22 protein-coding genes are annotated in these 26,189 nt (G+C 63.6%); 11 read left to right on the plus strand and 11 right to left on the minus strand.

Features of this window, described 5'->3' with window-relative positions; genetic code table 11:
* The 5 genes from LC452_RS16150 to LC452_RS16170 are packed head-to-tail and all read left to right on the plus strand — an operon-like array spanning position 1 to position 5,392.
* Positions 1-927 carry an ABC transporter ATP-binding protein gene (locus LC452_RS16150; RefSeq protein WP_223627089.1) on the plus strand — a complete coding sequence of 309 codons (927 nt, stop codon included), beginning with the start codon at positions 1-3 and terminating at the stop codon, positions 925-927.
* A complete protein-coding gene (locus LC452_RS16155; RefSeq protein WP_223627090.1) occupies positions 924-1,745 on the plus strand; it encodes a dipeptide/oligopeptide/nickel ABC transporter ATP-binding protein in 822 nt (273 codons plus the stop codon). Before LC452_RS16150 ends, LC452_RS16155 begins: the two co-directional genes overlap by 4 nt.
* 18 nt (positions 1,746-1,763) lie before the next feature.
* Entirely contained in the window at positions 1,764-3,638 is a 1,875-nt protein-coding gene (locus LC452_RS16160) for a CocE/NonD family hydrolase (RefSeq protein ID WP_223627092.1), read from the plus strand.
* Complete coding sequence (locus LC452_RS16165) at positions 3,635-4,459, plus strand: CoA ester lyase (RefSeq protein WP_223627094.1); 825 nt, start codon at positions 3,635-3,637, stop codon at positions 4,457-4,459. The genes LC452_RS16160 and LC452_RS16165 overlap by 4 nt, the downstream gene beginning before the upstream one ends.
* A 15-nt stretch (positions 4,460-4,474) precedes the next feature.
* Positions 4,475-5,392 carry an AEC family transporter gene (locus tag LC452_RS16170; protein ID WP_223627096.1) on the plus strand — a complete coding sequence of 306 codons (918 nt, stop codon included), beginning with the start codon at positions 4,475-4,477 and terminating at the stop codon, positions 5,390-5,392.
* Between the two features lie 331 nt (positions 5,393-5,723).
* On the opposite strand, the gene LC452_RS16175 is transcribed toward LC452_RS16170, so the two are convergent.
* Positions 5,724-6,878, minus strand: a complete 1,155-nt coding sequence (locus LC452_RS16175; protein WP_223627098.1) for a hypothetical protein — start codon at positions 6,876-6,878, stop codon at positions 5,724-5,726.
* Between the two features lie 809 nt (positions 6,879-7,687).
* Here LC452_RS16175 and LC452_RS16180 point away from each other — a divergent pair.
* Positions 7,688-8,374: a DUF6338 family protein gene (locus tag LC452_RS16180; protein WP_223627100.1), complete on the plus strand. Its 687-nt coding sequence runs from the start codon at positions 7,688-7,690 to the stop codon at positions 8,372-8,374.
* Positions 8,375-8,814: 440 nt separating this feature from the next.
* On the opposite strand, the gene LC452_RS16185 is transcribed toward LC452_RS16180, so the two are convergent.
* The 4 genes from LC452_RS16185 to LC452_RS16200 all read right to left on the minus strand — a co-directional run bounded on the left by LC452_RS16185 (position 8,815) and on the right by LC452_RS16200 (position 12,996).
* A complete protein-coding gene (locus LC452_RS16185) occupies positions 8,815-9,801 on the minus strand; it encodes a caspase family protein (RefSeq protein WP_223627101.1) in 987 nt (328 codons plus the stop codon).
* 6 nt (positions 9,802-9,807) lie between these two features.
* Positions 9,808-10,179: a TIR domain-containing protein gene (locus LC452_RS16190; protein ID WP_223627103.1), complete on the minus strand. Its 372-nt coding sequence runs from the start codon at positions 10,177-10,179 to the stop codon at positions 9,808-9,810.
* Positions 10,180-10,540: 361 nt separating this feature from the next.
* Positions 10,541-10,975: an ASCH domain-containing protein gene (locus LC452_RS16195; RefSeq protein ID WP_223627105.1), complete on the minus strand. Its 435-nt coding sequence runs from the start codon at positions 10,973-10,975 to the stop codon at positions 10,541-10,543.
* Positions 10,972-12,996: a hypothetical protein gene (locus tag LC452_RS16200; protein WP_223627107.1), complete on the minus strand. Its 2,025-nt coding sequence runs from the start codon at positions 12,994-12,996 to the stop codon at positions 10,972-10,974. The genes LC452_RS16195 and LC452_RS16200 overlap by 4 nt, the downstream gene beginning before the upstream one ends.
* A 291-nt stretch (positions 12,997-13,287) precedes the next feature.
* Here LC452_RS16200 and LC452_RS16205 point away from each other — a divergent pair, with 291 nt between their 5' ends.
* A complete protein-coding gene (locus LC452_RS16205) occupies positions 13,288-13,800 on the plus strand; it encodes an HAD domain-containing protein (protein WP_223627108.1) in 513 nt (170 codons plus the stop codon).
* A 24-nt stretch (positions 13,801-13,824) separates the two neighbouring features.
* On the opposite strand, the gene LC452_RS16210 is transcribed toward LC452_RS16205, so the two are convergent.
* On the minus strand, positions 13,825-14,202 hold the full coding sequence (locus LC452_RS16210) for a hypothetical protein (protein ID WP_223627110.1): 378 nt from the start codon (positions 14,200-14,202) through the stop codon (positions 13,825-13,827).
* A 104-nt stretch (positions 14,203-14,306) separates the two neighbouring features.
* Positions 14,307-14,711 (minus strand): hypothetical protein, encoded by a 405-nt coding sequence (locus LC452_RS16215; RefSeq protein WP_223627112.1) that lies wholly within the window; start codon positions 14,709-14,711, stop codon positions 14,307-14,309.
* 262 nt (positions 14,712-14,973) lie between these two features.
* Here LC452_RS16215 and LC452_RS16220 point away from each other — a divergent pair, with 262 nt between their 5' ends.
* Positions 14,974-15,258, plus strand: coding sequence for a helix-turn-helix domain-containing protein (locus tag LC452_RS16220; protein ID WP_223627114.1), 285 nt, complete (start codon positions 14,974-14,976; stop codon positions 15,256-15,258).
* Here the strand turns inward: LC452_RS16220 and LC452_RS16225 are convergent.
* From LC452_RS16225 to LC452_RS16240, 4 genes are all read right to left on the minus strand, one after another.
* Positions 15,139-15,801 carry a hypothetical protein gene (locus LC452_RS16225; protein WP_223627724.1) on the minus strand — a complete coding sequence of 221 codons (663 nt, stop codon included), beginning with the start codon at positions 15,799-15,801 and terminating at the stop codon, positions 15,139-15,141. The two genes, LC452_RS16220 and LC452_RS16225, sit on opposite strands and share 120 nt — an antisense overlap.
* 1,381 nt (positions 15,802-17,182) lie before the next feature.
* Positions 17,183-18,211 carry an AAA family ATPase gene (locus LC452_RS16230; RefSeq protein WP_223627116.1) on the minus strand — a complete coding sequence of 343 codons (1,029 nt, stop codon included), beginning with the start codon at positions 18,209-18,211 and terminating at the stop codon, positions 17,183-17,185.
* Positions 18,208-20,211: a Mu transposase C-terminal domain-containing protein gene (locus LC452_RS16235; protein ID WP_223627118.1), complete on the minus strand. Its 2,004-nt coding sequence runs from the start codon at positions 20,209-20,211 to the stop codon at positions 18,208-18,210. Before LC452_RS16235 ends, LC452_RS16230 begins: the two co-directional genes overlap by 4 nt.
* Complete coding sequence (locus LC452_RS16240) at positions 20,211-20,948, minus strand: TnsA-like heteromeric transposase endonuclease subunit (RefSeq protein ID WP_058631474.1); 738 nt, start codon at positions 20,946-20,948, stop codon at positions 20,211-20,213. Before LC452_RS16240 ends, LC452_RS16235 begins: the two co-directional genes overlap by 1 nt.
* 447 nt (positions 20,949-21,395) lie before the next feature.
* On the opposite strand from LC452_RS16240, the gene LC452_RS16245 reads away from it, so the two are divergent.
* The 3 genes from LC452_RS16245 to hrpB all read left to right on the plus strand — a co-directional run bounded on the left by LC452_RS16245 (position 21,396) and on the right by hrpB (position 26,188).
* Positions 21,396-21,824: a MarR family winged helix-turn-helix transcriptional regulator gene (locus LC452_RS16245; protein ID WP_223627120.1), complete on the plus strand. Its 429-nt coding sequence runs from the start codon at positions 21,396-21,398 to the stop codon at positions 21,822-21,824.
* A gap of 136 nt (positions 21,825-21,960) precedes the next feature.
* The gene (locus LC452_RS16250; RefSeq protein WP_223627122.1) at positions 21,961-23,556 is read left to right on the plus strand and encodes an SPFH domain-containing protein; all 1,596 of its coding nucleotides are present in this window, start codon (positions 21,961-21,963) and stop codon (positions 23,554-23,556) included.
* 79 nt (positions 23,557-23,635) lie between these two features.
* Positions 23,636-26,188, plus strand: a complete 2,553-nt coding sequence (gene hrpB, locus LC452_RS16255; protein ID WP_223627123.1) for an ATP-dependent helicase HrpB — start codon at positions 23,636-23,638, stop codon at positions 26,186-26,188.
* Position 26,189 lies beyond the last annotated feature (1 nt).

Raw genomic sequence — 26,189 nt, forward strand, 5'->3', positions numbered from 1 at the left:
ATGACCGCACTCCACGACCCGATCCTCACCCTCGACGGTGTTGCCGTCTCGGTTCGGCAGCGATCAAACGCACCCCTTCAACTGGTGTCCGACGTCTCCTACGCGGTGGCCGAAGGCGAATGCCTCGCTGTCGTCGGCGAGTCCGGCTCCGGAAAAAGCATCACCGCGATGGCCATCGCTGGCCTTCTCGAAAACAACATGACCGTCACCGGCAGCATCAGATACAAGGGCCAGGAGCTGACCAACCTCCGACCCAAAGCACGACGCGCTCTCGCCGGCACCGAGATCGGGTTCATTTTCCAAGAAGCCATGTCAGCGCTGCACCCCTTGCTCTCCATCAAAGATCAGATGATCCGACCGATCCGCCTCCACCAAAAGGTCTCCGCTCGCGCCGCAGAGGCTCGCGCCGCAGAGTTGCTAGATAAGGTCGGTATTCCCCCGGCCCGCAACGTGCTTAACAGCTACGTGCATCAGCTCTCGGGCGGACTACGCCAACGCGTCATGATCGCCATGGCTCTCTCCAACAGCCCCCGGCTGGTTATCGCCGACGAACCCACCACCGCGCTGGACGCCGCCGTCCAAGGACAGATCATGGAACTGCTCGACGAGCTGCGCCGCAGCGACAACCTGGCGATGATCCTCATCAGTCACGACATCTCTGTCGTTGCTCGGCACAGCGACAACATTGCCGTCATGTATGGCGGGCAAGTCCTCGAGACCGGCCCCACGAAGGCAGTCATGGACGATGCTCAACACCCCTACACTCGCGCTCTGATCGAGGTCGCCAGGGCACTCTCGCGTGATCAGCGACGCCTCCCCACCGTCCCCTCGTTTCAGAACTCCTCTGCACCGGACGCGCAAGAAATGATCGACCTCGGCAACAACCGTCGAGTTCGCCCCTACGAACCGGCGGGAGCTTCGGCATGACTGACCCAGTAGCGCTGCGGATGACACAGGTTCAGAAGACGTACCGTGTCGGGCCGCTCGGACGAAAAACGACCATGTATGCAGCCAAGAACGTCGACCTGGTCGTTCGCCCCAACACCGTGATGGGGCTTGTCGGCGAAAGCGGCAGCGGAAAGTCAACGCTCGGAAGGATTGCGATCGGGCTGATCCGCCCGACGGCAGGCGCCATCGAGTGCGTGGGGGAAGACATCATCTCCCTACGCGGCGAAAGGCTTCGCAAACACCGGCTGCGAATGCAGATGATCTTCCAAGACTCCGGAAGCTCACTCAATCCGCGCATGACTCTCAATGAGCTCCTCGAAGAACCGCTCTTGGTGCAACGGCAGGGGAACTCGGCCGAGCGGCAGCGGCGTGTGAAGAAGGTCGCGGACGAAGTCGGACTGAGCCAGAGCTTCCTCGGCAGACTGCCTCATGAATTCTCCGGCGGGCAGCGACAACGTATTTCCATCGCGCGAGCTCTCATCCTCGAGCCGGAGTTCATCGTCGCGGACGAGCCTGTCTCCGCCCTGGATGTCTCCGTTCAGGCACAGGTACTGAACATCATGAAGGACATTCAAGAAGACCGCGGATTGAGCATGCTTTTCATTTCGCATGACCTCGGTGTCGTCAACTTCATCAGCGACGAAGTCACCGTGCTTTACCGCGGCGAGGTCGTCGAACGCGGACGAGCGGACCAGATCATGCGGGCACCGCAGAATCCGTACACACAGATCCTTGTCAACGCGGCGCGCATGGACGACCCCTCCCCGCACGAGCCGGTCGATACATCCGCAGACTAGCCCCGAACAGGTATCTCCATGCAGGATCTGCACGACGCCGCCGACCTCACTGTCAAACGGCTCACGACCGTGGTCTCCATGCCGGACGGCGTGGATTTGGCCACCGACATTCTCATCCCCGTGGGCGTGGCGCCCCGCGCCACCATCATCGAACGTACGCCCTACGGCCGCAAGGCAGCGCTCCACGGTCTCCCGGCCGCGCAGTTCCAGGCCCATCTTGAGGAGCTATGTCTCGAAGGATTCACCGTCATCGTGCAGGACTGCCGAGGCACTGGCGATTCGGGGGGCGTCTTCACGAAGTATGTCAATGAGGCCGCCGATGGGCTCGCCACCATCCGATGGGCAACGACGCACGCCTGGTTCGGCGCCGGCGCGATCCTCATGGGCGTCTCCTACTCCGCCCACGCGGCACTCGCTGCTGCCGTCGCCGGCGCGCCAGCACTGCTGGGACTCTATCTTGACCGAGGCGGATTCTGGAGTGCATTCCACGAAGGGATCCGACTGAATGGTGCCTTCGAGCTCAAACAAGCTACTTGGGCACTTAGCGCGGCCCGCCGGGCTGCCGCCGATCAGGGAGACACCGTCAGGGTGAGCTCCATCGATCAGCAAGCACTTGACCAATGGCTGCTCCGCCTCCCCTGGCGGCACGGCCGCTCACCATTGCGATTCGACCGGGAACGCGAGGACGACCTGCTCTCTCAATGGGACCAAGACACGTTCGACAGGTATTGGGAACAGCCGAGCCTCTCCGCTCGCGGGAAGGCAAGCCGGCTGGAAGGGTTTCCTTCGCTCCAGATCAGCTCCTGGTACGACATCTATCCCATGTCCACAGTGAAGATCTTTCACGAACTGGAGCGACGACCCAACGGGGATGCCTACCTGATCCTTGGGCCCTGGACCCACTCCGGCATCGACGACACGTTCGCTGGCGATGTCGAGTTCGGACAAGCCGCCAGCCTCGAGCACGCCGTCGGGTGCGGCTACTTCGAACTCCGCAAGCGGTGGTTCAGCCACAGCACACTGCCACTTACGGGGTTCCGGCCCCGGGTGACGTTCTTCCTCATGGGTGGAGGAGCCGGCACCTCCACCCACGGTCGGCTCAACCACGGTGGTGAGTGGCTCGCCGCCGAGCAATGGCCGCCATCTGCTGCCGAAGCATCAGCCTGGGTCTTGGGCAGCAAAGGGACCCTCAACCCTCATCCGGCATTGCTGCCCGCGCCCGACGAGTTCACCACGTTCCGATACGATCCTCGCCACCCTGTCCCGACCGTGGGCGGAGGGATCGGCTCCTATCCTGGCGTCTTTGAGCCGGGTGCTTTCGATCAACGAGAACGACCCGGACTTCCAGGATGCGCGGAGCCCTATCTCCCACTCCTGTCACGTCCCGATGTTCTTTCCTTTAGCTCCGACCCACTCAACACTGACCTCGCCATCACGGGCTCACCAATCGTGCGCATGGACTTCTCAACCACCGGAGAAGACACGGACGTCACCGTCAAACTCGTTGACCACTACCCGCCAAGCGAGGACCACCCGGACGGATTCGCAATGAACCTGTGCGACACCGTCGTACGCCTTCGTGCCATAGAAGATCCGGAACTCATAGATGACGATCCCACGAGGCTGACCGTGCACTTAGAGATCGAGATGCCGCCGATCGCCAACCGATTTGCGACACATCACCGCATTCGCCTCGACATCTCGTCATCGAACTTTCCACGTGTGGACGCCAACAACAACCTGCTCGGTCAGGGACCGCGTGCAGCTCAGGCCGCGGTGGTCATCAACGGCGTTCGCACCGGAGGTCCGCGTGTCTCGACGTTGCAACTACCTGTTGTCCCCGTAGAAGCCATAGACGACATGCGTGACCTTCAACTCAGGAGCGTCCGATGAGCGTCACTAAACACCCGAGCGTCGCGCGCACGTGGCTGCTGGTCAATGCCGCACACCCGTCGCAGTTCGCGTCATCGCTCGTCTCCGGAGCGGACCAGGTCATCTTTGATCTCGAAGACGCAATCGACCCTCGCTCGAAGGAGACGGCACGAGAGGCCGTCGCCGACTTCCTATCGACAGAAGACAACCGCGCGTGGGTCCGTGTCAACGACCGTAACTCGGACCATTGGGCGAACGACCTGGATGCACTCAAGCACCTGCCGGGATTGATGGGCGTCATGCTCGCGAAGACGGAGGCGGGCGACCAAGTCACAGCCACCTACAGCAGGCTCGCGGAGACAGCACCGGTCGTGGCACTGATCGAATCAGCCGTCGGCATCGAATACGCAGTCTCCATAGCGAAGGCACGCGGCTCCTTTCGACTCGCGTTCGGCAGCGGCGACTACCGAGGGGACACCGGCGCGACGGCTGAAGACCTCGCGATGGCGTACCCCCGTTCGCGGTTGGTAATCGCATCCCGCGTCGCGAACCTTCCTGGGCCGATCGATGGCCCGGCCGTCGCCTCGAGCCATTCCCTGGTTCGCGCGCAATCTGAGGTTGCTGTGTCTCTTGGCATGACGGGGAAGCTCTGTCTTTCTCCCGACCAGCTCGCGGTGGTGAACGAAGTGCTCAGCCCTTCGCCCTCGGACATCTCCTGGGCGCGGGCGTTCCTGACAGACTTCGACGACAGGGGAAGAGTCGTGCGTGACGGTAGCGACCCTCCCCGTCTAAGGCGTGCAACGAAGATCCTTGAACGCGCCAGAGCGTTCGATGCTTCCTAGACAGTCGTTCCATTGATGGAATCATTCACCGGGTTCACCGTTGTCGCCGTTGCGATCCTCGTGGGCTGGATCGTCGGCCGGACCGACTTGCTGGGTGAGCACGCCCGGCCGGTTCTAGCACGGCTGGCGTTTTTCGTTCTATCGCCGTTTCTGCTGTTCGTTGTCCTCGCGCAAGCAGACGTAGATAACCTGTTCTCCGCACTCCTGCCAGTCTCAGCCATAGTTGCCGCTACCGTAATCGCGGTGTACGTCCTCATCGCACGGTTCGCATGGCGCCGATCCGTTGGCGAAACCGTGATCGGCGCTTTGAGCGCAGGTCAGGTCAACTCCAGCAATATCGGCATTCCGGTGTCGCTCTATCTGCTCGGGAGCGCCGCATACCCAGCACCGCTCATACTCATGCAGCTACTAGTCTTCACCCCCATCACGATGATGATTCTGGATGCCGCAACAACCACGCAGACCTCCCTCTGGCGGGTAATCGTCCGCGTAGCGACGAACCCGATCGTCGTCGCCTCTGTGCTGGGCACACTTGTCGCGGTCTCAGGAATCGAATTGCCTGCAATTGTCCTGCAACCCGCCGACCTCATCGCCGATGCCTGCGTACCGCTCCTTCTCATCGCCTACGGGATGTCGCTGCACGGTCAGCGCATCTTCGCCCCGTCGGGACGACGTCGAGACATTGTTCTAGCGACCACACTCAACCTCATCGTCATGCCGGTGCTCGCGTGGGGGGTTGCACGGTTCGTGTTCGGACTCTCTGCGCACGACGTGCTCGTGGTCACCGTTCTCGCAGCGCTTCCAACGGCACAGAACGTCTTCAATTATTCGCAACGTTACGATGTCGGCGAGACGATCTCGCGCGACACCGTCTTCCTCACCACCATCGGAAGCGTCCCGATCCTCATCTTCGCCCCCGTCCTCCTTGGCTAAGCAGAGAGTCGTCGCCGCACGGCTAGCTGCACTTCAAAGTCAACCCCCCTGTGATCGACAGGATCACCGACGGCAGGATTGCGTGATCGTGCTTCTCGCTCCCCTGCTTCACGCCCGCGAGATCGACACCACGCTGGAAGCAGCCACCCAGCCCAAGCCCGCACTGTGCTCATCACGGAACTACTCAGCGAGAAAGCTTCGCAACCGGGTCACACGCGTCTTGATCACCGAGTCATCGCAACGCTTGACCGCTAGCGAGGTCGTTGGCCTGGTCACGATCATCGACCGCTTCTCCTCGGCGTCGCAGCGATCAACCCTGTCGCAGCGCCTTTCAGAAGTCCATGTTGGCGATCATGTCCGCTCGGTAGGCGTGAGCATCGATTAGCTCCTGCAGGTTGCCCTTAGATTCGTACTCGACCACTTGTGCTCTGAAATCTGCGTCGAATCTGACGTCGAGGCCAGAGGCGATCCAGGCTCTTGCATGGGGCATCGTCCCGTCGAGGTAGGCGTCGATCTCGTCGAACAGGGCGAAGACGCCTTCGATGTCGGTCTCCGACGCGGCGTGAAACGAGAACAGCGGGCTATCGCGGATCTGTGACAGCCCGACCGGGAGTGCCCCGATGGGGGTGTGCACGTAGATCGTCGCGCTGTGCCCCTTCTCGAACCCTCCGTGCGAATATGGATTGCGCCAACGCTCGACTACCTCGGCAAGCCGTTCCCGCAGCCGAACCGCTTCGGGGTCAGACGTTCCCACTACGCGCCGCCATTTCTTGCCCCATGTGTCACCGATGATCCGGGTCAGGTCATCAATCGACGGGTTGAAGTCCAGAAACGGAAGAGCTAGGACGAGCTCATGCTCCAGGGAGCTGAGGAAGGCCGAGATGGCGGCGACGAGGTCGTGGAACGAGTTCATGGCCATGATGTTTTTGCCCAAGATGAACGATGTCCACGTTCCGAACTCGCTCTTTCCGCTGTCGGAAACGTCGGCCACAACGTCTGGGTCTGTTGCACGCTCGCGGAAGTAGCTATACGCCCGCCGCAACTGCCGTTCCTGATTAACGACTGTGACGTCTCCCGCGTTCAAGGTGTCGCGAGTTCTGGTGATCAGCAGCCCTTCAACAGTTGCGACGGCCGATACCAGCTTCTCCTGCATCTCGGATAGGAGACTGTTCGCCTGCGCGTCAGTGAGGTTGCCGCGGATACGTAGCCGGAGACCGAACTTCTGGTGTACGAGCGAGCACGCATAGCCCTTGTAGGCGAACGTTGCCCACCAGGCAACCTTTTCCCCCGGGCCCGTGTGGTCAATGCCGATCAGGTTCAGCGCATGACGGAGCAACACGGGGATCGGCGCTTCTTCCAGCGGCACGGTGGCCATGAACGAAGGGAGATCGTAGTCCGGCTCCTTGCCCCGAGGCGCCGCTTTGAAGTCACGCAACGAAGTCCTGGACAGCCGCTCCCCTGCCGCTACTTCTTCTGGAGTCTTCATACGTCAAAGGATGTCAGTTGCGGCATGGCTGTCCTGACCCATCTCAGAGGAAGAGCGATGACCTCCCCGATCGCGCCGTAGAGGTCTCGAAATCGGCGGTGCCGCTTTCAAGGGGAGAGGTTGAGAGTCCGGCTGGCACTGTCCGAAAGAGGATCGGTCGCTGAGACGCGAAACCAGTGAAAACGAGTAGCACGTCCGAGGGCCGCTGAAACGATCGTTTAGGGCGGGGAGATGGTTCTGCGCCGATTCTGATCCGACAAGCTTCGTGAAACTCCGACAACTTCGCGAGACCGTCTGACAGCTTTCGTGAGACTTCGAGACTTTCTTGAAATCGGACATAGTTGTCCGATCTCACCGCAGCTGACGGAAGGATACGGACGCTCCCGATGACTTCGACGGAGCCTTTCGCGCAGGCCGCGACCGACGCGGGTCAACAACACTGTCGTTGACCCGCGTTCTGACCTCGCGACCCGCCGGGACGGTAGGCGCGGAGACACGGATTCTCGAGTGGTGACCGTCGCACGAGGAGGTAACACCGTTGATCGTCATCTGCGGCTCTGAACGCTTGAGTCCAAGCCCCGACCCGCCGAAGGAGGGCAAGCGACGAGGAACGCGTGGCCTGGAATGCTCGCGGCGGAACATACCGCTTCGGTTTCAGCTAGATTCAGATGCGCCCAGATGCGGCCGCCCGGCATTGACAGCGGAACCGTAGCATTCCTGGGCGTGTCAGCTCGAACGAACCAGCGCACACCGATCGACTGCCAGAAGATCGAAAGTCGAGCGCAGCCTGTCAGGAGAGAATGTTGACGTTGCCGACAGACGGCCTAGGGATCCTCTCGTATCTCGCGCTCATCGTTCCCGGAGTGATCTTCATACTCGTGCGATCGCAGCTACGAGGCTTCAGAGATGTCGACCGTAGCGTCGGGTCCCGGATACTTCTAGCTTTCATCGTTAGCGTCATCTTCGACGCGGTCTACATCGCCGTCCTCGGGCCGCCCGTCATCGCGCGCCTTCGTTCTGGCGAAGCGATCGCGCCCGCCGAGGTGTCGGTGGCAGCATGGCTTTTCTTATTGATGGGGATCGTCATCCCCGCCCTGCTGTCGTACGTCGTTTACGGCGGCGGAAGAGCGCTCCAGCCGCTGCATCGACTCGCATCGAGGATGCGATCACACCTCACCGACTCCAGGTACGAGGCAACCCCGACTGCCTGGGATCTGGCAGCGACTACTACAGAAGCGGGTTGGGTCAGGATACGCATCGCTGACGGCGTGTGGATCGGGGGCAGGTTTGGGGATCAGTCATACTTCAGTACGTATCCAGAGCCTCGAGACATCTTCATCGAAACTCAGTACATGATGGATCAGATGGGAGCTTTCAACGATCCCGTTGAGGGCAGCGCGGGCGTCTGGGTAGCCGTAAGAGACGACTACATAGTTGAATGGCTCTACGACGCGGAAGATCGATTGGAATCGGATGTCCGGAAACAAGCAGGGTGAATCGTCAGGAAACAAGGGCGCTCGGCCGCACCGCTCCAACGAGGGCGCTCATCCTAGGTCCGTTACGGGGAGTGGGTCAGGACCAAAGCAACCGGCAACGGGCAAGCCGCCAGCAGGTAATTCTGGTGTTTCGACACCTCAGAAGTAGTCGCCACGCGCTCAGGCATTGCGCGACGCGATAAGCCGACGCAACGCGTCGAGGTATTCGAGCGCCTGTTCGCGGTCGCTTTCTTTCTCTTCTTCGCTGAGCTCTTCGTAGCGCGTAGCCATCTGCCTAGACCACTTCTCAGCGTCATCGACCGGAATGGTCAGAGAGCCATCAGCGTTCTGCACACATCGGCTGTGCAGATATCGTTGCCAGTGCGACCACCTAGCGTGCTCGACCGCGGCCAGAGTCTCGAGAGCTTCTGTTGACTCGAGTCCCGCCCAGCTTGAGCCTGTCAAATCAACCTCTCATTCACGAGGTTCCAGTAGTGCTCCCCGAGGACGGTGAGTTCACAGGCTCGACTTTCCATCGCAGCGTAGTACATGTGAACTGCCCCGACCGGTTGCACGAGGTTGACCCTGACATAGTTCTGCAGGACCTTGAAGGTGGCGGTGTTGGCGGGGTCTGGCGGCGGTATGGTTCCGTCCGCGATCTGTTCTGCACTGCGGCTCGGCTCAAACGAAGGGTCCAGCGGCAAGGGAACTCCCGGTACCGGAAAGATTGAAGTGATTTGCCGAAGATCTTCCAGCGAGATCGGAGGTCGCGCACGGCGCAAAGACACGAAATTGGTCACGTTGGTCTTGAACACGGGGCGCTGTTGCCAGGGGCCCAGAGACTGATCGACATGCGCGTAAACGCTGCCGGGCGTAATGTCACCGACGAGGTTGGAGGCTGCGCCGTTCAAGGCGTCGACCAAGAGGCTGGTGAACACTCCTGAACCGCCGGACTCGAGTGCGTACTGATTCGCTGTAGACGCGGCCAAGATCGTTACGCCTTCACGAATGTCTGCCTGAGCAGCGCCGGTTGCAGCGCCGGCGGCAGCTCCACTGTGACAGCTGTCGAGAATGATGATCTTGTTCGTCGCAGGCGACTGATTTGCGAGCGTCATGATCTCTGAGAGCGCCAGCCCATCGTCGCCGTCGCGCGAGTCGCTCACGCAGAGAAAGCCACCTGTCTCATCGAGGTAGCCGTGCCCAGAGAAATACAGCAAAGCGATCTCTGCGTCGTCTCGGAACAGCTCGCGCACCGCTTCCCGTAGTGCAGCCCGCTCCACCGGCGAATTCTCACCGGTCCCTATAAGCAACTTAGGGCTGATGAAGTTAGCAGTGCCGTCTGCGTCACGCTCGAGCACGGCAAAGACGCTATGGGCATCGTTGACGCACCCTCGCAACGAGGGCATCTCGTTGTAGTGGTCGACACCGACGATTAGGGCCTTGCGCACGATGGCCTAGAGCGAATCGATGAAGGTCGAAATGTTCTCGTCAGTCCACGCCACTGTCTTAATCCCCGTGATGGTTGATCGGTCGCCCGAGTAAGCCCAGATTCCGAGGATCGGCTTGCCTTCATCCTTCGCGCACTCGATCTCCCATGCTTGGCCCGTTGAAGCTGCGGAGTTCTCGCTTACGAGGACGATCACGCCGTGCGAGCGCTTGATCCGCGTACGCACCTTTTCTTTCCAGTCGGAGTCGTAGGCCTCCTTGACGGACATGTCGATGAAGGAGTATGGCGCTCGCGGCGACAGCGACTGCCCTTTCAGAAAATCACGTTGGCGCTCGTCCTCGATAGCAAACGCTACGAAAATTACCTTCTCTTCAGCCATGGGAGCCCCTGTTCGAACGTCGTTGTGGTGGTTCATACTACTGACAAACGCAGGCCTAGTTCCATGATCGATCCTGTTGCCCCCTTAGGGACCCGCTCCGGCGATGGCAGCCTCGCCCCTCCAGCGGCCTACTGCTTCGTAGGGTCAAACGAACACGCTGCCCGAGAAGCGTCCAGAGGTCCGCTCGCGCATCTGCAACGTGGCCCGTGAGTCATCCGCAGGTTCGCGCGCAGGCGATGCCGCCGATCCGTCCTGCCTCCCTACCGGTAGCTAGCGATTCTCTGACAATGACCCGCGGTGCGATTCGTCGACGCGAAATGCCGAGGAGCCCATGTCCCCGCAGCCGGGCGCTGCGCTTACGTCATTGATTAACGGACAAACCGCTGCTGGCGATCAGCTCGACCTGCAGTGAATCGAGGTAGCGGAAGCTCTGGGGCGGTCCAAATCCCAGCAGGTCTCGGAGCGAAGCGAGGGACACTGGTCGCTCCCACGCTCTAGGGCGCTCGACTTCCAGAAGGGTGGAGGCGTCGGTGCCTTGGAGGTATTCACCGAGGGCGTCCTCTGGAATGTCGATCGCGTCCGAGTGCAGCTCCCAGACACGGTCTGGTGGCAGTTTGCTTGCCTGCTTCAGACGCACCGTGCCCACGATCGCGCGCTCCGGGGAGCTCGAGTAGAGCACGATGGTTGTGCCAGCGGGGAGGTCGGGGAACTTACGTCTGACTTCGATCGTCTTGCGTCCTTCGAGGATTGCCCTCGCGTACCGGGGCTTTATCGATAGGAACAGGGCGCGGGTCATCGTCCTTCCCATCCAACCTGAGTACGGATGACATCATCGAAGAGCCCGGGGGTTCCAGTGCGTGTGGTGATGAGTGAGGTGGTGACACCGTGCTTGCGTAGTAGCGCATCGAGTGATTTTCGCCCCAGCGGGGCGTCAAGCACGTGTGTGTCCTCGAATCTCAGCACCAGCACCTTCCCGTCTTTTGCGTGCCCTTGGATCTCCCCACCCCGGAGGACCCCCAGGGTTCGGTACCGGTCAACTGCGTCCTGCACGTGCATCACTTCGGCGTCGACCACACGAGAGTGTGCGACGACGGCGCGAACTGCGCGGTGTTCAGGGGCAGTCGGGTCCTTGGTGACATACCACAGCACCCGGGTTGGGATCTCCCAGTGTTTCATCTTTGGCGCCGCGAAGTACACGAACTCGCGAGCGAGCCCAAGGGCGGGTCGATCGCGGACCTGGAAAAGAGTGTCGTTGAAGCCCAGGAGTTCGCGGGCATAACGCGGCTGGATCGGCACAACCCTCACGGGGACATCCGTCCCAAGCAGGAGTTGCGGCCAGTGCCGTCGCTCATACTCGGTCACTTCCGCCGGGGTGGTAAGGGAGGCGGTCTGTGACGGATCGGGGTGGCGTGCAAGCCGGGCGGCAGGTGGCTCGGATTGGAAGCCGTCGGTGACAAGTGCGGCTCGCAACGCCGGGTTCAGAGCCCCTTCCACGATCGCCACGGCGCCCGCGGCTCGCTCCAACGCCAGGGCACGGAGGTACCTAGTCAGTTGGAATGCGATAGTTCCGCCGAGCGAGCCTCTCGCGACGCGCATCACCGAAACGCGGAGCGTATCGTCGGTAGATTCCGTTCCGAGAAGAGCCCAACGCCGCCCGCGATCATCGAGGAGAACCTCAAGGCGCGCCGTGGCCGGTCTCGCAAGCACCGCACGAAGCTGCTTCCGGAAGACTGTCCCCTTCTCTCCGTTGCGGATGTCGACAAACTCGTCTTCTAGATCCGCGGTGACTTGGTCTACGGACTGCCAGCGCAGGCCGGCCGATTCCAACTGTCCAGAGCGGAACTCAGTCGGTGCGGACGGGGGGATGAACGCACGAAGCAAATCCACTGGACGGAGCACGTCGATGGCGTACTGTTCGCGCGCCCACTCCGCCGTGGCTGCGAGAAAGCTCTCGTCCCGTGTAACAAAGTAGTCGGCACCAGCAAGCACCGCGTCCGCGAGGTGTTTAGCGTCATTTCGGAGACTGGAGTCTCGCTGTATAGCCGCGGTCGGCATCCGCGCAACGAACTCTGCTGCGAGCGGCCTCATTGTCTCGCGTCGTCGCAGCGCGACCAGTCCCTGGAGACTGCGTTGCACCCGTTGCCGTTCGACGGGCGGTTCCAAATGATTGACTTCGACGGACACCTCTGGTGACACCGCGAGCTCAACCACATCCACTAACCAGTCCGCGGCCAGCCCCTTCGACTCCTCTCGGTCCGGGCGCTCCATCTGGTTCGAGGCGTACAGGTCGATCACGACGTTCGAATCGAGCACGGCGATGGGGCGCGAGGAGTCGTAGAGGGCGCTCTCAAGCAGGTCGAGTTGCCCGATCTTGCGTGTCCAGACCGTGAGTGTCGATCCTTTAGCTGCTCTGCCAGGGCGTTCAGCAGTCGGCGCCATGTCCAGCGATCGCCAAAAGCCGTCCATGTCGTAGTCCGACCGACAGTGTGCGGTGATCACTGCACGATCGAGATTCGCAGCGATCGCTGCGTCGACCATTGCCTTGGCGAGGCCGATCCCCCGCGCGAGTGCATCAACACAGACGTGTACAAGTTTCAGTGTCTGCTGGCGCGGCGTGCTGTAGAGGAGATAGCCCTGAACAACATCGTCGACCGTGCCGAGAATCAGTCGTCGCCGCGCTCCCGCCTCCTCAAACGCTGCGAAAGGAAGATGGCCGAGCGTCGTGCGGTTCTTGCGGTGCAGCTCGATTACGCGTGCGTACTCTTGGTCCGCCTGGCCGCGTGTTGCATCCCATGGATAGATCTTCACCCGCGACATAGCGCTAAGCGTAGGGGTAGGAACGTCTCCGCGGGACAACACCCAAGACCGCGCGAAGACGGAATCATGCGCCCGTTGCCGTTCCCGATGCCGCGCAACTGCGCGCGACGGCTATCGCCTCCTCGCCTGGGCGGCGTCCGTCGTACTCCATGATTAGGAGCGACTCGCACCCGAGCCACAATGGTCCTAGGCTCGCGCTTATGGCCATCTCGGAGCCCCCGTTCGTCACGCCAACACAGCCGAACACCTGGCCAGCCCGAACACCGCAAACTCGCGCAGAGATGTCTGATCGTGGATAAACGCTCCCATCAGCGCGCTGCACTGCTTGCGCTCGATGTCGATGGCACAATCTCCCGGATCTACCGCGAGGAAGAGCGCGCGCTGCATCAGAACGACGAAGGCTGGCGCTCCTGGATGGCGGTCGACGATGACCTCGTGGACGCACTTGACGACCTCGCCCAGCGACCCGGCGTGCAGGTCGCCTGGCTGACGACGTGGCCGCGTGATCAGGTCGGCTGGTTGATCCGCGAGCCGTTGCGAGGCAAGCTCATCGGCCCGTACGTGCCTTGGCAGAACTGGCCCAAGCGTGGATGGCGGACGGCGAGCCTGATCTCGCACATTCGGCAGACGAGCCCGAACGCAGTCGTGTGGGCAGACGATCAAGCTCCCGAGGACGCTGAGCAACGGCTAACCGCAATGACGGAGGTCCCATCGCTGGTCGTCCGCCCCGACAAGTTTGTGGGCGTCACCCTTGCCGATATTGGGCGAATTGATCAGTTTCTAGCCGAGCAGCTCGGACTCTGAACGCCCGCCGGGCACTGCGGGCGTTCATTCGGCGGCTTCCTCAGCCTTGGCGCGAGCGTGAGATGCGCAGAGTGCCCACACCCACATTCGGATCGTGTAGGTCCTCGCCGGCGCCCCGCATTCTTCGCAGGTTGTCGTGCTCTCCCACTCAGCAGCGAGGATGGCTTCGCTGAATTCTTTGTTGTAATCGTAGACGTCTTCGGATGCCCGAGCGTAAAAGCTGAGAGAGCCGAACTTTGATTTGACCTGCTGAACGACGTAGCCCGGAGCGATCGCCGCGAGTTTTCTGTCGAGCCGGTCGAGAAGCGGGTACCAGCCGGAGCTCACATCGATGAGCTCAGGCCAGCCAGGTTCGATGCGAGCAATGATCCGCCGAAGCTCCGGCGGAGCGTTCTCAGTCATATCGTCCCCTCCTGATCGACGTTCTCTGCTCTAGACGATGCGAACGGGCTAGTGGTGGCTCACGGGTACCTCGGCTCGATGGGAGCCTCCGTACCTTCGTTCGTTTAGTCAGCCACATCCAGCGGTTCCGCAAGCAGGACCAGTGTGGAATGCTTCGAACCGTTACGGGCAACTAGGGACGCTCGGGACTGTTGCCGCAGTCGAGAATGTTCACGGAACGCGCGCCCTACGCGCAGACTGCGCATGACGGCCCTGTCGAAGCTAATCATTCCTCGACGACGCCACTCGATAGCGGCGTGACCTCGAAATCCCGTGACCGCCCGTCGGCGCTCCATGAACTCGATTTCTGGGAAAGGACCCGGCAATCCACCTGTGTCGGGCAGCAGGTGGGTGAAGAGTTCGGCGAACGTCGGACCGAGGCCCGTGCGGCGTCGAGTCTGCGCGATGAAGATGGCGGCAGCCAGTGCCCATTCCTCCGCGGTGTCATCGCCGGTGAACTCTTCGAACATGTACACCCATTCTGTAGGCGGCGGACTCGTGATGTCCTGCCACCAGATCGGGAACGCCTCACACATGACGCACACCATCACATTTCGCGGTCGCATGCACGGGCCGATCCCGCGGCGCGACCGCCAGTCACCGGGATGGGCAGCACACGTGCAGGGAGTAGCGGAGCAATCCGACGAAGATGATGATTGTTTCGTATGGCCTCCCAAATTATGCCATACCGATTAGGCCAAACATGAGCGCCCGGATCTAGACGCTTGGAAGGTGCGCCAGCGGAACGACGACTTGGAAGCAGATTGGGCTGCGTTCGCGCAGCGCTTCGCCACTTCCCTTCGCACTGCTCGCCACGAAGCCAATCTGAGCCAGGAAGACGTGGCCTACCGCGCCGGGCTGACCCGGTACACGTATCAGAAGTACGAGAAGGGCGAATCACGCCCCGGCCACCCGGCTAACCCGACGTTGCGAACTCTCCTGGCTCTCACCCAGGTGCTCGGCGTCACCTTGACCGATCTGGTCCCGGGGAACGCTCCCGATCTTCGAAGTCGCTGAGCGCTGTTCAGTCCCCTGCGTGACCCACGGTGCATCGTCGGCCCAGCCGGGAACGATGCGCCGGGATACGACCCGAGATGCAGGTGCCGCACGCACAGCACGCTCCACGATGTCCGCTCTTCTGCCGGAGCGCGTGACGTGGCGCAGGAGAACCGCTTTCTCACGGTAGGACGCTTCCGCGACCCCCTTCTCAAACGGCGTTTTCGATACCGTCGCCCCGCTCGATTTTGGCATTCGGATCGCGGTGTACATCGCGGCGCGGTGAACCGCTACGACCGTGGCTGCGGTCGATTCCAGTTCCGCCGTCCGGCTTCCACCTCCAATGCCTACGGCGAGCCCGATAAGCCCTTCGACCTGCTGGGAGTCGCTCTCGGCGAGTGCAAACAAGCTGAGCGTGACGTCAGGGTGCGTTAGCGTCACGAGCAGGTCAACTGCCGGCGCATACGAGCACGAGGCTCGGAGCCAGCGCGCGTCAGGTCGCTCTTGCCAGCTGTCGATGATTAGGCGCAGGGCAAGGTCGTATTCGCCCGTGTGCATGGTCACCCCGCGTCTCCAGAGGATTCCTGAAATCGACTGTTCGGCGCGATGGCACGCCGACGGGGTGGACAGGAGCTCATCTTCACCGAGGAAGTGCCATCGACGGTGGCGAATGCAAAACCCTCCTCCCCTACTGAACACCTCAGTCGGGTTTCCGTCGCTGCATACCAAGCACGCGGAGCGAGCGCGATCAACAACGTCGCACGTGGCGCAGCGTCGAAGCATCCACCGAACGTGGTGGCAGCGCCGATACAGACGGAAGCGTGCGCGTTCCTTGGCGAAGTGCCCGGGAGGCAGCGCACCGATTGCCTCAGTCGCAGATGTGAATCGAGCGTTGGTCGAGCTCGACCTGTTGGCACCAACCGTCCGCTCCAAATAGTGGGTGAGCGCGCTGAGATCGAGCGAGTTGGCGACGGCCAACCTAGCTAGGAAACCGGCAGGCGTCTCCCCGGGCAGCGGAATCACACGACAGGGAAGAGTTCGCATGCCTACCTCGACCTCAGTTCCACACGATGGTTCAGCACATGCGCCCTGATCGCCTTGACCCTCGGAAGCATGCGCCTGGCAGCGGGCGTAAGCACGCAGCCGCCTTGCGTAGCGACCGCGAACCTGCCGATCCAGAGTTCCCGTCCCTGAATTCTCAGGCTGTCGAAGATGCCGTCCACGGCGCGATGCCCTAGAGAGTGCGCGGCGACTACGCGATCGAACAGCATTGCCAGTGCGTACCCACCGAGACCCTGCGACATCAGAACGTTCGTGAGACGAGCGTCAGTGAGCCGCGCAGTGAGCGCGATTCGCCGCGGAAATTGAGGAATCTCGTCATCCAGAAGTTCAGCTGCGCACCCACCTTCGAGATTTCGCAGTCGCAGCAACTCCGCGGCCGCATCAACTTCGGGTGACCGATACGGCACACCTCGAAGAGTGAGAGTTCCATTCAGCAGGCGTTGCGCGAGCAGGTGCTTGTGCCTCCCCGGCAGGGGAATATCTCGACCGCTTCCGTGCCACCTCCGGTGTCGCACGCAGACCGGACCGTGCATACGCGCGACTGTGACCTGATCGCCTCCGGCGCACCGTCTGCAGAGAGCCACAGCTGCCGGAATCATGCGACAACTCGGGCATTCGACTTGACGCGTGGCGCCACCATGTCCACAGGCGCGACCGCCGGCTTCGCGGAGCAATGCACCATCCGGAAGCCCACCCAACGCCTCGATCTTCCAGAGGGCGCTTCTCGGTGTCACCCGAATTGGGAGGGTTCGATCCTCGCGTCGCAACGCCAACCAGAGGTCCTTTTCGCCGATTGCATTTGCGGCGCAAAGCCGCGCCCAGTAGCTCGCCGCCGTTTCCCCCGGATACAGGCGAACGGAAGTCGGAAGCCCGGGACGCGAGGTCATGCCGCACTCACAGGCGTTCGCGATCGTCGCGGCTTGCTTGTGTGGAGCGTTGCGGCCGTCTGACGGCGGGCAAGGTCGCGTTCGAATGCGGCCGAATCGAGCTTCTCGGTTCCGTCGTCCATCGCGCTCAGGGCAGCGAACTGCAAGAGGTCCTTGAGCAGTCCAATCTCCCCGCCCGTCAGCGCGTGCAGTGTCGGCGCCGCGGACAGAATCGATCCTGGCCGTTGCTCTGCTAGACACAGTGAGCTCTCCATGGCGAGAAGCAGATCACCCCAGCGAGCCTTCTCCGCGGTCGAGATCAAAGGAAATGGTAAGGCCACGTGCACTTCGAATCGCTTCCCGATCTGCCCACCACGTGAGCCGTCGAGAAGTCCGGTCCCCTCAACTGCGATTCCGGCGTAGACGAACGTGCCTCCACATCGCTCGGAAAGCTGCTTGAGCATGTCTGATGCCTCGACGTTCTGCCGGTATTTCAGATCGAGGTGATGCACGTCATCGACCAAGACGAGTTCGGTGGAGCATCTGCGCAGGGCGTTCGAGACCGCTTCCAGCAGGTCCCCGTAGGTCATCCTGCCGAGAACCGGGAGACCAAGGAATCGGGCGAACTCATGCATCAGAGCTTTGGCTGAGCACTGGGCGGGTACCGCGACATACACGACTGGGAGCATGCCCGGCCCCGCAGCCGGGTGGCCGGTGTCTCGCCGCCTGCGTTCGTGTGCTCTACCGATCTCGACTAGCGAAGTGGTCTTGCCCTGGCCTGGCTCCCCCGAGAGGATCAGGCCTAGCTTCCCGACTCGTCGGTAGGCGTTGAGCATGACGCGATCCCGAACGGCTCGCTGGAAGGCCTCGAACTGCGGTGTCCGCACGAAGGCGCCTGCCTGCGAGTATTGAGCTCGTCCCTGGTTGTATAACGCGCGGTCCCCGAAGCTCATGGCCCGAAGCTCCACGGATGTGACCGGCGCCGGGCGCTCATACGCGGTGTCAACGTGCTCGCGCCAGCCTTCCTTGGTCGCGATCTCGATCATTCGTCGATCCTCCGCCGCACCTCGTCGAGCCTGTCTCCGATGAGAGGGAAGCCACCGGTGTTAGGCCATTCCTCAATAGAGGTGGTCTCGATGGACGAGTTGTCATCGTCAGCAGGTCGTTTCTCGTCCTCGATGCTCTTCACACTGGTGAAGTTCATCGGATCTTCAGCGATCGCTGCCAATCGAGCGCGCTCTCGCCCGCTTCGCTTCTGACCGTTGCTTCGAGGGGCCGGATTCCCTTGACCGGCGAACGCCTTGATCGCCATCGCAAGCTCGCGACGTTCAGCATCGAGCTCAGCGACACCACAGGAGCGCGACGTGCGGGCGTACCGCCAGACATCACCCAGCATCGGGAGTTCATGGACCTGATTGGACCATCTCAGAGGGATGAACTCGCCGTCCCGCTCGAGCCAGACGACGTGCAGATTGTACGGGTCTACGCGGATCGGCCATCGGCCGTTCCGCGCTTTGTCAGGAGATTTGCGCCTCCACAGGCCTTTGAGCCGCTCGGAGTTGTAGACGCGGTTATCGATGCGCACGCCGTAGCGGTTCAGAACTCGGTAGTCCACAGGTAGCAGCGCGATGTAATCGTCTCGCGTCAGCGGTACGTGGAGTTCGGGCACGTAAGCACGGAACGCGCGACACATCTCGTTCGGCGACAACTTTATACGCGGATGCAACGGGTCCCGCAGTCCGTCATGCGGACGATTCTGCCACTCGACCGCGATCCAGTCCTCTAGGAGCTCCTGGGCCTGCGCGATCGTCAGTAGTTCGTCGGATTCCGTGTCTGTGTCGCGACCGCGATGTTCGACGCTGCGGCCGACATATCCCTTCACGTGCTGCAGCAGCATTGAGTTGATTGCCCCGAACGCTCGCTCTACGTGCGGTTTGTCCGTTGGTGTGTGCGGCGCCGAGGTGATCAGCGAGATATTCAAGGTTTCACACGCAGCGCGGAAATGCCGCGACAAATAGTTTCGTCCGCGGTCGGTGGTGATCGTGTCGGGAAACACATACGGCTGCGCGAGACGCAATCGCTCAAATCGCTCCTGATCGATCAGTTGATCGTCAGCCCATGCCGTCGAGATCAGCTGTCGGGTCTCGCGAACCCCTTCCATACGCCGGCCATAGGGCACCAGGGCCCGTGCAAGGACAGCCACCAGGTCGACGCTCTTCGTCCCTTCGGGGCGCAGCATCGCGGCAAGAATCGAGCGAGTTGCGACGTCAAGGAGAATCGTCAGTTCGGGCCGGCCGACGGTTTCGTCATCGATCCGCAGCATGACATCGATCCGCGTGGAGTCCATCTCGACCAGTTCGCCGGGACGCAGTGCGGTGCGAGTGCCGAATGTGCCGTCGGGTTGAAGCGCAAGCGACTCGCGAGTCTTGGCCGAACCGAAGGTGAATTGCCCGTGCTCGTCTGCTTCGAGAAGTCGGAAGAACGTCGCTCGGCTCGGCAGCTTCACCGCATCGCCGTGGAGACGTTCGACGCGCCTCATGATTTGTTCGATCGCCGTAGTTCGACTCACAGTCGAGGCGCGGCTCTTTCCTCCGAGTACGTGGTTGATGGCCTCGACGAGGCGTGGATCCCATGTGCTCTTGCGTGGGGAGCCCTTGCCTGCAGTGGTCGTCCCCTGCTCTCGGAACGCTTTAAGCCGACGCTCCACGGCGCGCGTGGAGACAGTCCTGCTTAGGCGCACCTCCAGCCACTCGCGCTCTGCTTCAACAGCCTTCCCGACCCCGATCTCTTCTCGGGTCGCCTCGATGCGTATGCACGATTGCAGCCACGGATCCATGTCCGGCGTGATGTCCTGCACCTGCAGAGAAAGGTTCAGCAGACCTGAAGTGTCGCTAGGCACCGGTGTTGCATCATGTCGAAGCTCGTCGAGAGCGACTTCGACCTCACTTCCGTCCTCATCTCGGAGCATCGCCGAATCCTTCTCAATGAACAAGACCGAGAACTTGCGTTGACGCCACGTGAGCGACCCGCCAACTACAACGCGCATCACACGCTCCTTTGCCACACGATCGTTCTGATGTTGAGGGCTTGATCGAGATCTGCCTCGAGCGCCCCTGACCAGAGGTGCGCGTAGCAGTGTGCGAAGCCCTCGGATCCGACGCCGAGCAGCGCAGCTACCTCAGCCAGGGGCAGCCCATCTTCTGGGAGCATTGGCAGTTCTTCGCTGCTCGCCCAGTCTCGGAACGGGCCCAGGAATCGGAGGTTGGCCTCGCGGACTACCGATTCCGCGTCATAGACGACATACCGCCAGCCGCGCTCAGCGGCGAACACCGCTGTCATGTCGAACTGTCTTCTGACGTCGTCCTTGATCTGAGTCGCCGGCTTGACGTCCATCAGCACGGCGTGCCCGTCGTCCAGACGCACGAAGTAGTCCGGGCAGTGCTCGCGCGGGCCGTCGGGCGTGGTCCATCGGATCCACATGGGCTGGCTGGCGATCGCAACCACGCCCGGGGTGCGGTCCAATTCGATGAGGCAGCCCCGCTCCGTCAGCGACTCGAATCCGACAGACGCGCCAAGCGCTCCCATCCAGTGGTATCCGTCGTAGTGCCTCTTGAGCCGCCAACTGGGAAAGTTCCGAACGGGATCGCCTCGTTCGAAGGGCACGCTGTCGCAGTCGACGGCGTCAAGCTCTAGTTGCACGCCATCGAGACGGTACTCAACGCGAGCTCGCGTCCGGTTCGCTTCAGTGGTGGGAGGAACAGGCCACTGCTGAGTCAGGTCCATAGGGATCCAATCGACATCGACGGATACTTCCTATTCGGCAGTCAGCCTCTCTCCTGGGGAGCGGTACTGGCCTATGTCCTGAGCCCTGACAAAGATGCCCCGACTGGGGATCTGCTCACGGGCAGACTATGTCCGGCACCCAACGAGGCTGGTCGACACGCCGCTCTTCCGACACGTCTAGTGAGACTCCGACACTTTCGTGAGACTCTCCGACAGCCTTCGTGAGACTCCGACACTTTTCGTGAGATCGGACAATGGCGGCTCCTGCCAGAAGTTTCCGTGACCAAACCGTTGCATTCGTTACCTTGCCGTTATACAGTGATCACACGGTGAATGTTTGCTGTGGCATCCACCGCATGTGATTGCAGGACACTCTTGGTGCAAGGGACAAGGGCCGGTCGGGAGCCTCTCCGACCGGCCCTTTACTGTTCCCACTATTCTGTGAGGATGACCGATCGCAAGCTCGCCCTGGAGGCCTGGGAGAGCCTGTTCCGCGCGCAGCACGAACTGTTCAACGAGATGCTGGAAGACTTCGAGCACGGCGATCTCGCGCAGGCCGAGTACGACGTGCTCCTGACGGTGACGCGCTCCCCCGAGATGACCGCCCGTCTGCGCGACGTCACGACCAACATGCTGATCAGCCAGCCCAGCGTCTCGCGCCTCGTCGACCGCATGGTCTCGCGCGGTCTCGTCTCGAAGTGCCCCGACCCCGAAGACGGTCGCGGCGCGCTGATCCGGGCGACGGATGCCGGGGCTCGCACCTTCCGCTCCCTCGCCACGGTCCACGGCCGCTCGATCGCGGAGCGCATGTCGCGCCTCGACGACGCCGAGCTCCGTACCCTGCGCGACCTGGCCGAGAAGCTCCGCCGCGGCTGACCTCCCTCCCGTCGCAGTTGTGGCCGGTCCCGGGCAGTATTACCCGCCAGAAGTGCGACGGGAACGCGCGCCGGTCTGGCAGGGTGGAGCCTGAAGGCGCGCAGCACGGCGCGCCGGGGGGAAGAGGGAGTCATCCATGGAGATCGCCGGAATCATCGGCATCCTCGTCATCGTCGGCATCGCCGTCGTCGTCGTCGTCGTTCTGCTGCTCATCCTGCTGCTGTTCGCACGCAGCTGGATCAAGGTCGCCCGAGCCGACGAGGCCCTCGTCATCTCCGGGCGCAAGCAGAAGGTGCAGCTCGCGGTCCTCGGGGCCGACGGTTCGAGCCGCGACGAGATGTCGGAGTCGCCCGTCACGGTCATCGTGAACGGCAAGTCGCTCGTCAACCCGATCACGCAGCGTCACGAGATCATCTCGCTGCGCTCGCGGCAGGTCTCCCTCAACGCCGAGGCGCAGTCCCTCGACAGCGTGACGCTGAACGTCGATGGCGTCGCGATCGTGAAGATCGGCTCCGACCCGCTCCTGGTGCGCCGCGCCGCCGAGCGTTTCGCCTCGCAGGACTCGGCCATCGAGCAGTTCACCACCGAGCAGCTCGAGGGTGCTCTCCGCGGCATCGTCGCGACGCTGTCGGTCGTCGAGCTCATGCGCGAGCGAAAGAAGTTCTCCGACCAGATCGCCGCCGATGTCTCGCAGGAGCTCGCCGAGCAGGGCCTCATCCTCGACTCGTTCCAGATCAAGGGCATCACCGACAAGGTCGGCTACATCCAGTCGCTCGGCGCCCCCGAGATCCAGGCGAAGCGTCAGTCGGCGGAGATCTCGCAGACCAACGCCGACCGCGCGATCAACCAGAAGAACATCTCGAACCAGGAAGCCAACCTGATCGAGCAGACCGCGCTCGACACCAACACGGCCAACTCGAACGCCGGCATCGGCCGTGCGCGCGCCGAGGCGGAGCAGGCCGAGAACCTGGCCCGCGAGCAGGCGCAGCAGGCCGTTCTGCAGCAGCAGGCCGAGAACCGGCAGGCGCAGCTCGACGCCGACGTCAAGCGCGTCGCCGACGCGCAGCGGTACGAAGCCGAGACCCGCGCCCAGGCCGAGCTGTACACCCGTGAGCGGGCGGCAGAGGCTGCCGCGATCGAGCAGGTCAAGCAGGCCGAGGCCCGCACTCGCATCGCCGAGCAGCAGGCCGTGGCCGACAAGGCCCGTGCCGACGGTGAGGCTGCGGCTGCGGTCGCGAGCGCCACCGGTGAAGCCGACGCGCTGCGGTCGAAGGCCGAGGCCGAGGCTCACGCCCGACGCCTGCAGGCTGCTGCCGAGGCCGAGGCGATCCGCGCCACCGGTGACGCCCGCGCCGCCGCCCTCGAGGCAGAGGCGAAGGCCATCGCGTCGAACCAGGACGCGTTCCTCTCGCAGCGCGTGCTCGAGGTGCTGCCGTCGATCATGGCCGAGTTCGCCAAGGGCTACGCCGCGATCGGCAACGTGTCGATCATCGGCAGCTCCGGTGAGGACGGCGCGTCGAGTGTGGTCGGTGCCGACAGTGCGAAGGCGCTGCGCTCGGTGTTCGACAGCGTCCACTCGGCCACGGGGCTCGACCTCGCCGGCATCATCCAGGGTCAGGCCGTCGGTCGCGGCATCGGCGAGGGTGTGGCTGCAGCCACGCCTCCCGCACCCCGCAAGGCGAAGCCGACCACTCCGCCGCCGCCCGCTCCCCCGGCGCCTGCCGCGGAGTAGAAGACAGAGAACAGCGGATGCCGCGGCCGATTCGGTCGCGGCATCCGTCGTCTCCGACCCGACCGGGCAGACTGGGACGATGACGTCCGCCGCCTTCGACCTCGCCGCGATCGGCGCGGGTCTGTCGTTCGCGGCCGCCATCGATGAGCTTGCGGCGACGCTCGACGCGAGCAGGTCAGCGGTGGTGAGCGCACCGCCCGGCACGGGCAAGACCACGCTCGTGCCTCCGCTGCTCGCCTCGCGTTCCGCCGGTCGCGTGATCGTCACCCAGCCACGTCGCGTCGCCGCCCGGGCGGCCGCGCGGCGGCTCGCGCAGCTCGACGGCTCACCGCTGGGCACTCGCGTCGGGTTCACGGTCCGCGGCGAGCGCGCGGTCGGACGAGAGACACGGGTCGAGTTCGTCACGGCCGGCGTGCTGCTCCGTCGCCTGCTGGACGACCCGGGCCTCGCGGGCGTGGATGCCGTGATCATCGACGAGGTGCACGAACGCGCGCTCGAGACCGACCTGCTGATCGGCCTGCTCTCGGAGGTGCGCGAGCTGCGGGACGACCTCGTGCTCATCGCCATGTCGGCGACCCTCGACGCCGCGCGGATCGCCGACGTCATCGGCACAGACGACGAGCCGGCGCCGATCGTCGACCACCAGGTTCCTGCCTTCCCGCTCACCGAGCGCTGGGCACCGAGTCCCGCACCGCGCCTCGACGAGCGCGGAGTCACCTGGGCCTTCCTGGATCATGTCGCGCGCGCCACGGCATCCGCCGCCCTCGAGCTGCACCGCGACGACCCTGCCGCCGACGTGCTGGTCTTCGCGCCGGGTGCGCGCGAGGTGTCGGAGATCGCACGCCGCATCCGCGATGCGACCGACCTGTTCGACGTGCGCGAGCTGCACGGGCGGATGCCCGCCGCTGAGCAAGATGCCGTGGTCCGCGGCCGCCGCTCCGGCGAGCAGGCCCGCATCATCGTCACGACCTCGCTCGCGGAGTCCTCGCTCACCGTGCCCGGCGTGCGGCTGGTGGTCGACACCTGCCTGGCACGGTCTCCGCACCGCGACGCTGCGCGCGGGATGACGGGCCTCGTGACCACTGCCGCCTCCCGCTCGTCGTGCGTGCAGCGTGCCGGCCGCGCCACCCGTCAGGGACCGGGGATCGTCGTCCGCTGCGTCGATGAGCGCACCTATGCCACGGCCCCCGCTCGCCCGACTCCCGAGATCGCCTCGAGCGACCTCGCGGATGCCGCCCTGCTGCTCGCCTGCTGGGGTGCGCCGGGCGGGACCGGTCTGCGGCTGATCGATCCGCTGCCCGCCGACAGCCTGGCCGACGCCATCACGGTGCTGCACGACCTCGGGGCGATCGACGACGAGGGCCGCGCGACTTCGGAGGGCCGCTCCCTGGCCCGCATCCCGACCGATCCGCGGCTCGCCCGCGCCCTGCGCGACGGCAGCCCTGTCGTGGGCACCCGGCTCGCCGCCGAGGTCGTCGCGCTGCTGGGCGGCGATGTGCGCACGGCGGACTCCGACGTCGCGCAGACCCTCATCGCACTGCGCGGCGGGCGATCACCGGAGGCACGGCGGTGGCGCAGCGACGCGGATCGGCTCGAACGCCTGACGACGTCGACGCCGGGTCTGCGCTCCGACCTCGACGGTGTCGGCCTCGTGATCGCGCTGGCGTTCCCCGAGCGGGTCGCCCGCCGCGTGGACCGCACGGCCGGCGGGGCGACGTTCCTGCTGGCGTCGGGAACCCGTGCGGGAGTGAGCGGTCCGCTCGCGGCCGTCGAGTGGCTGGCCATCGCCGATGTCGCGCGGGCGTCCGGCCGCGCGGCCGCCGGCTCCGGCGCGATCGTGCGGTCTGCGGCGGTGCTCACCGAGCAGCAGATGGAACAGGCGGCGAGCCACCTGATCACCGACCGCGTCGAGGCCGAGTTCGTCGGAGGTCGCATCCAGGCCCGCCGCGAGCGCCGTGTGGGCGCGATCCTGCGTTCCTCGGCGCCGGTGCGAGCGTCGGCCGACGAGGGGCGGGATGCCGTGCGCCGGGCTCTTCGGCGCGAGGGGCTGAGCATGTTCGCCTGGTCATCCTCGGCCGTGGAGCTGAGGTCGCGTCTGGCGCTGCTGCACCGCGAGCTGGGGTCGCCGTGGCCGGATGTGTCGGATGCCGGACTCCTCGCCGCCCTCGACGCCTGGCTCGCCCCGGAACTCGACGCGCTGGCGGGTGGCACCCCGGTGGCACGGCTGGACCTGACATCCGCACTGCGCCGACTGCTGCCGTGGCCCGAGGCACGACGCCTCGATGACCTCGTGCCCGAACGCCTCGAGGTACCCACCGGATCCCGCATCCGCATCGCGTACCCGACCCTCGACGACCCGGACGCCCGGCCTGTCGTCGCCGTGAAGCTGCAGGAGTGCTTCGGCTGGGCCGAGACGCCCCGGCTGGTCGACGGGCGTGTGCCGGTGCTCTTCCACCTGCTCTCCCCCGCCGGTCGCCCGCTCGCGGTGACCGACGACCTCACCTCGTTCTGGTCGGGTCCCTACGCCCAGGTTCGCGCCGAGATGCGCGGCCGGTACCCGAAGCATCCGTGGCCCGAGGACCCGTGGGCCGCCGTCCCGACCCGGCACACCAAGAACCGCTCCGCCCGCTGAG

It is taken from the genome of Microbacterium sp. EST19A (assembly GCF_019969685.1).
GTDB lineage: Bacteria > Actinomycetota > Actinomycetes > Actinomycetales > Microbacteriaceae > Microbacterium.

Excerpts from the sequence above, each read along its gene's own strand:
- LC452_RS16150 (WP_223627089.1), top strand. The coding sequence starts at position 1 with ATGACCGCACTCCACGACCCGATCCTCACCCTCGACGGTGTTGCCGTC.
- LC452_RS16155 (WP_223627090.1), top strand. The coding sequence starts at position 924 with ATGACTGACCCAGTAGCGCTGCGGATGACACAGGTTCAGAAGACGTAC.
- LC452_RS16160 (WP_223627092.1), top strand. The coding sequence starts at position 1,764 with ATGCAGGATCTGCACGACGCCGCCGACCTCACTGTCAAACGGCTCACG.
- LC452_RS16165 (WP_223627094.1), top strand. The coding sequence starts at position 3,635 with ATGAGCGTCACTAAACACCCGAGCGTCGCGCGCACGTGGCTGCTGGTC.
- LC452_RS16170 (WP_223627096.1), top strand. The coding sequence starts at position 4,475 with ATGGAATCATTCACCGGGTTCACCGTTGTCGCCGTTGCGATCCTCGTG.
- LC452_RS16175 (WP_223627098.1), bottom strand. The coding sequence starts at position 6,878 with ATGAAGACTCCAGAAGAAGTAGCGGCAGGGGAGCGGCTGTCCAGGACT.
- LC452_RS16190 (WP_223627103.1), bottom strand. The coding sequence starts at position 10,179 with ATGGCTGAAGAGAAGGTAATTTTCGTAGCGTTTGCTATCGAGGACGAG.
- LC452_RS16195 (WP_223627105.1), bottom strand. The coding sequence starts at position 10,975 with ATGACCCGCGCCCTGTTCCTATCGATAAAGCCCCGGTACGCGAGGGCA.
- LC452_RS16200 (WP_223627107.1), bottom strand. The coding sequence starts at position 12,996 with ATGTCGCGGGTGAAGATCTATCCATGGGATGCAACACGCGGCCAGGCG.
- LC452_RS16210 (WP_223627110.1), bottom strand. The coding sequence starts at position 14,202 with ATGACTGAGAACGCTCCGCCGGAGCTTCGGCGGATCATTGCTCGCATC.
- LC452_RS16215 (WP_223627112.1), bottom strand. The coding sequence starts at position 14,711 with ATGTTCGAAGAGTTCACCGGCGATGACACCGCGGAGGAATGGGCACTG.
- LC452_RS16230 (WP_223627116.1), bottom strand. The coding sequence starts at position 18,211 with ATGATCGAGATCGCGACCAAGGAAGGCTGGCGCGAGCACGTTGACACC.
- LC452_RS16235 (WP_223627118.1), bottom strand. The coding sequence starts at position 20,211 with ATGCGCGTTGTAGTTGGCGGGTCGCTCACGTGGCGTCAACGCAAGTTC.
- LC452_RS16240 (WP_058631474.1), bottom strand. The coding sequence starts at position 20,948 with ATGGACCTGACTCAGCAGTGGCCTGTTCCTCCCACCACTGAAGCGAAC.
- LC452_RS16245 (WP_223627120.1), top strand. The coding sequence starts at position 21,396 with ATGACCGATCGCAAGCTCGCCCTGGAGGCCTGGGAGAGCCTGTTCCGC.
- LC452_RS16250 (WP_223627122.1), top strand. The coding sequence starts at position 21,961 with ATGGAGATCGCCGGAATCATCGGCATCCTCGTCATCGTCGGCATCGCC.
- hrpB (WP_223627123.1), top strand. The coding sequence starts at position 23,636 with ATGACGTCCGCCGCCTTCGACCTCGCCGCGATCGGCGCGGGTCTGTCG.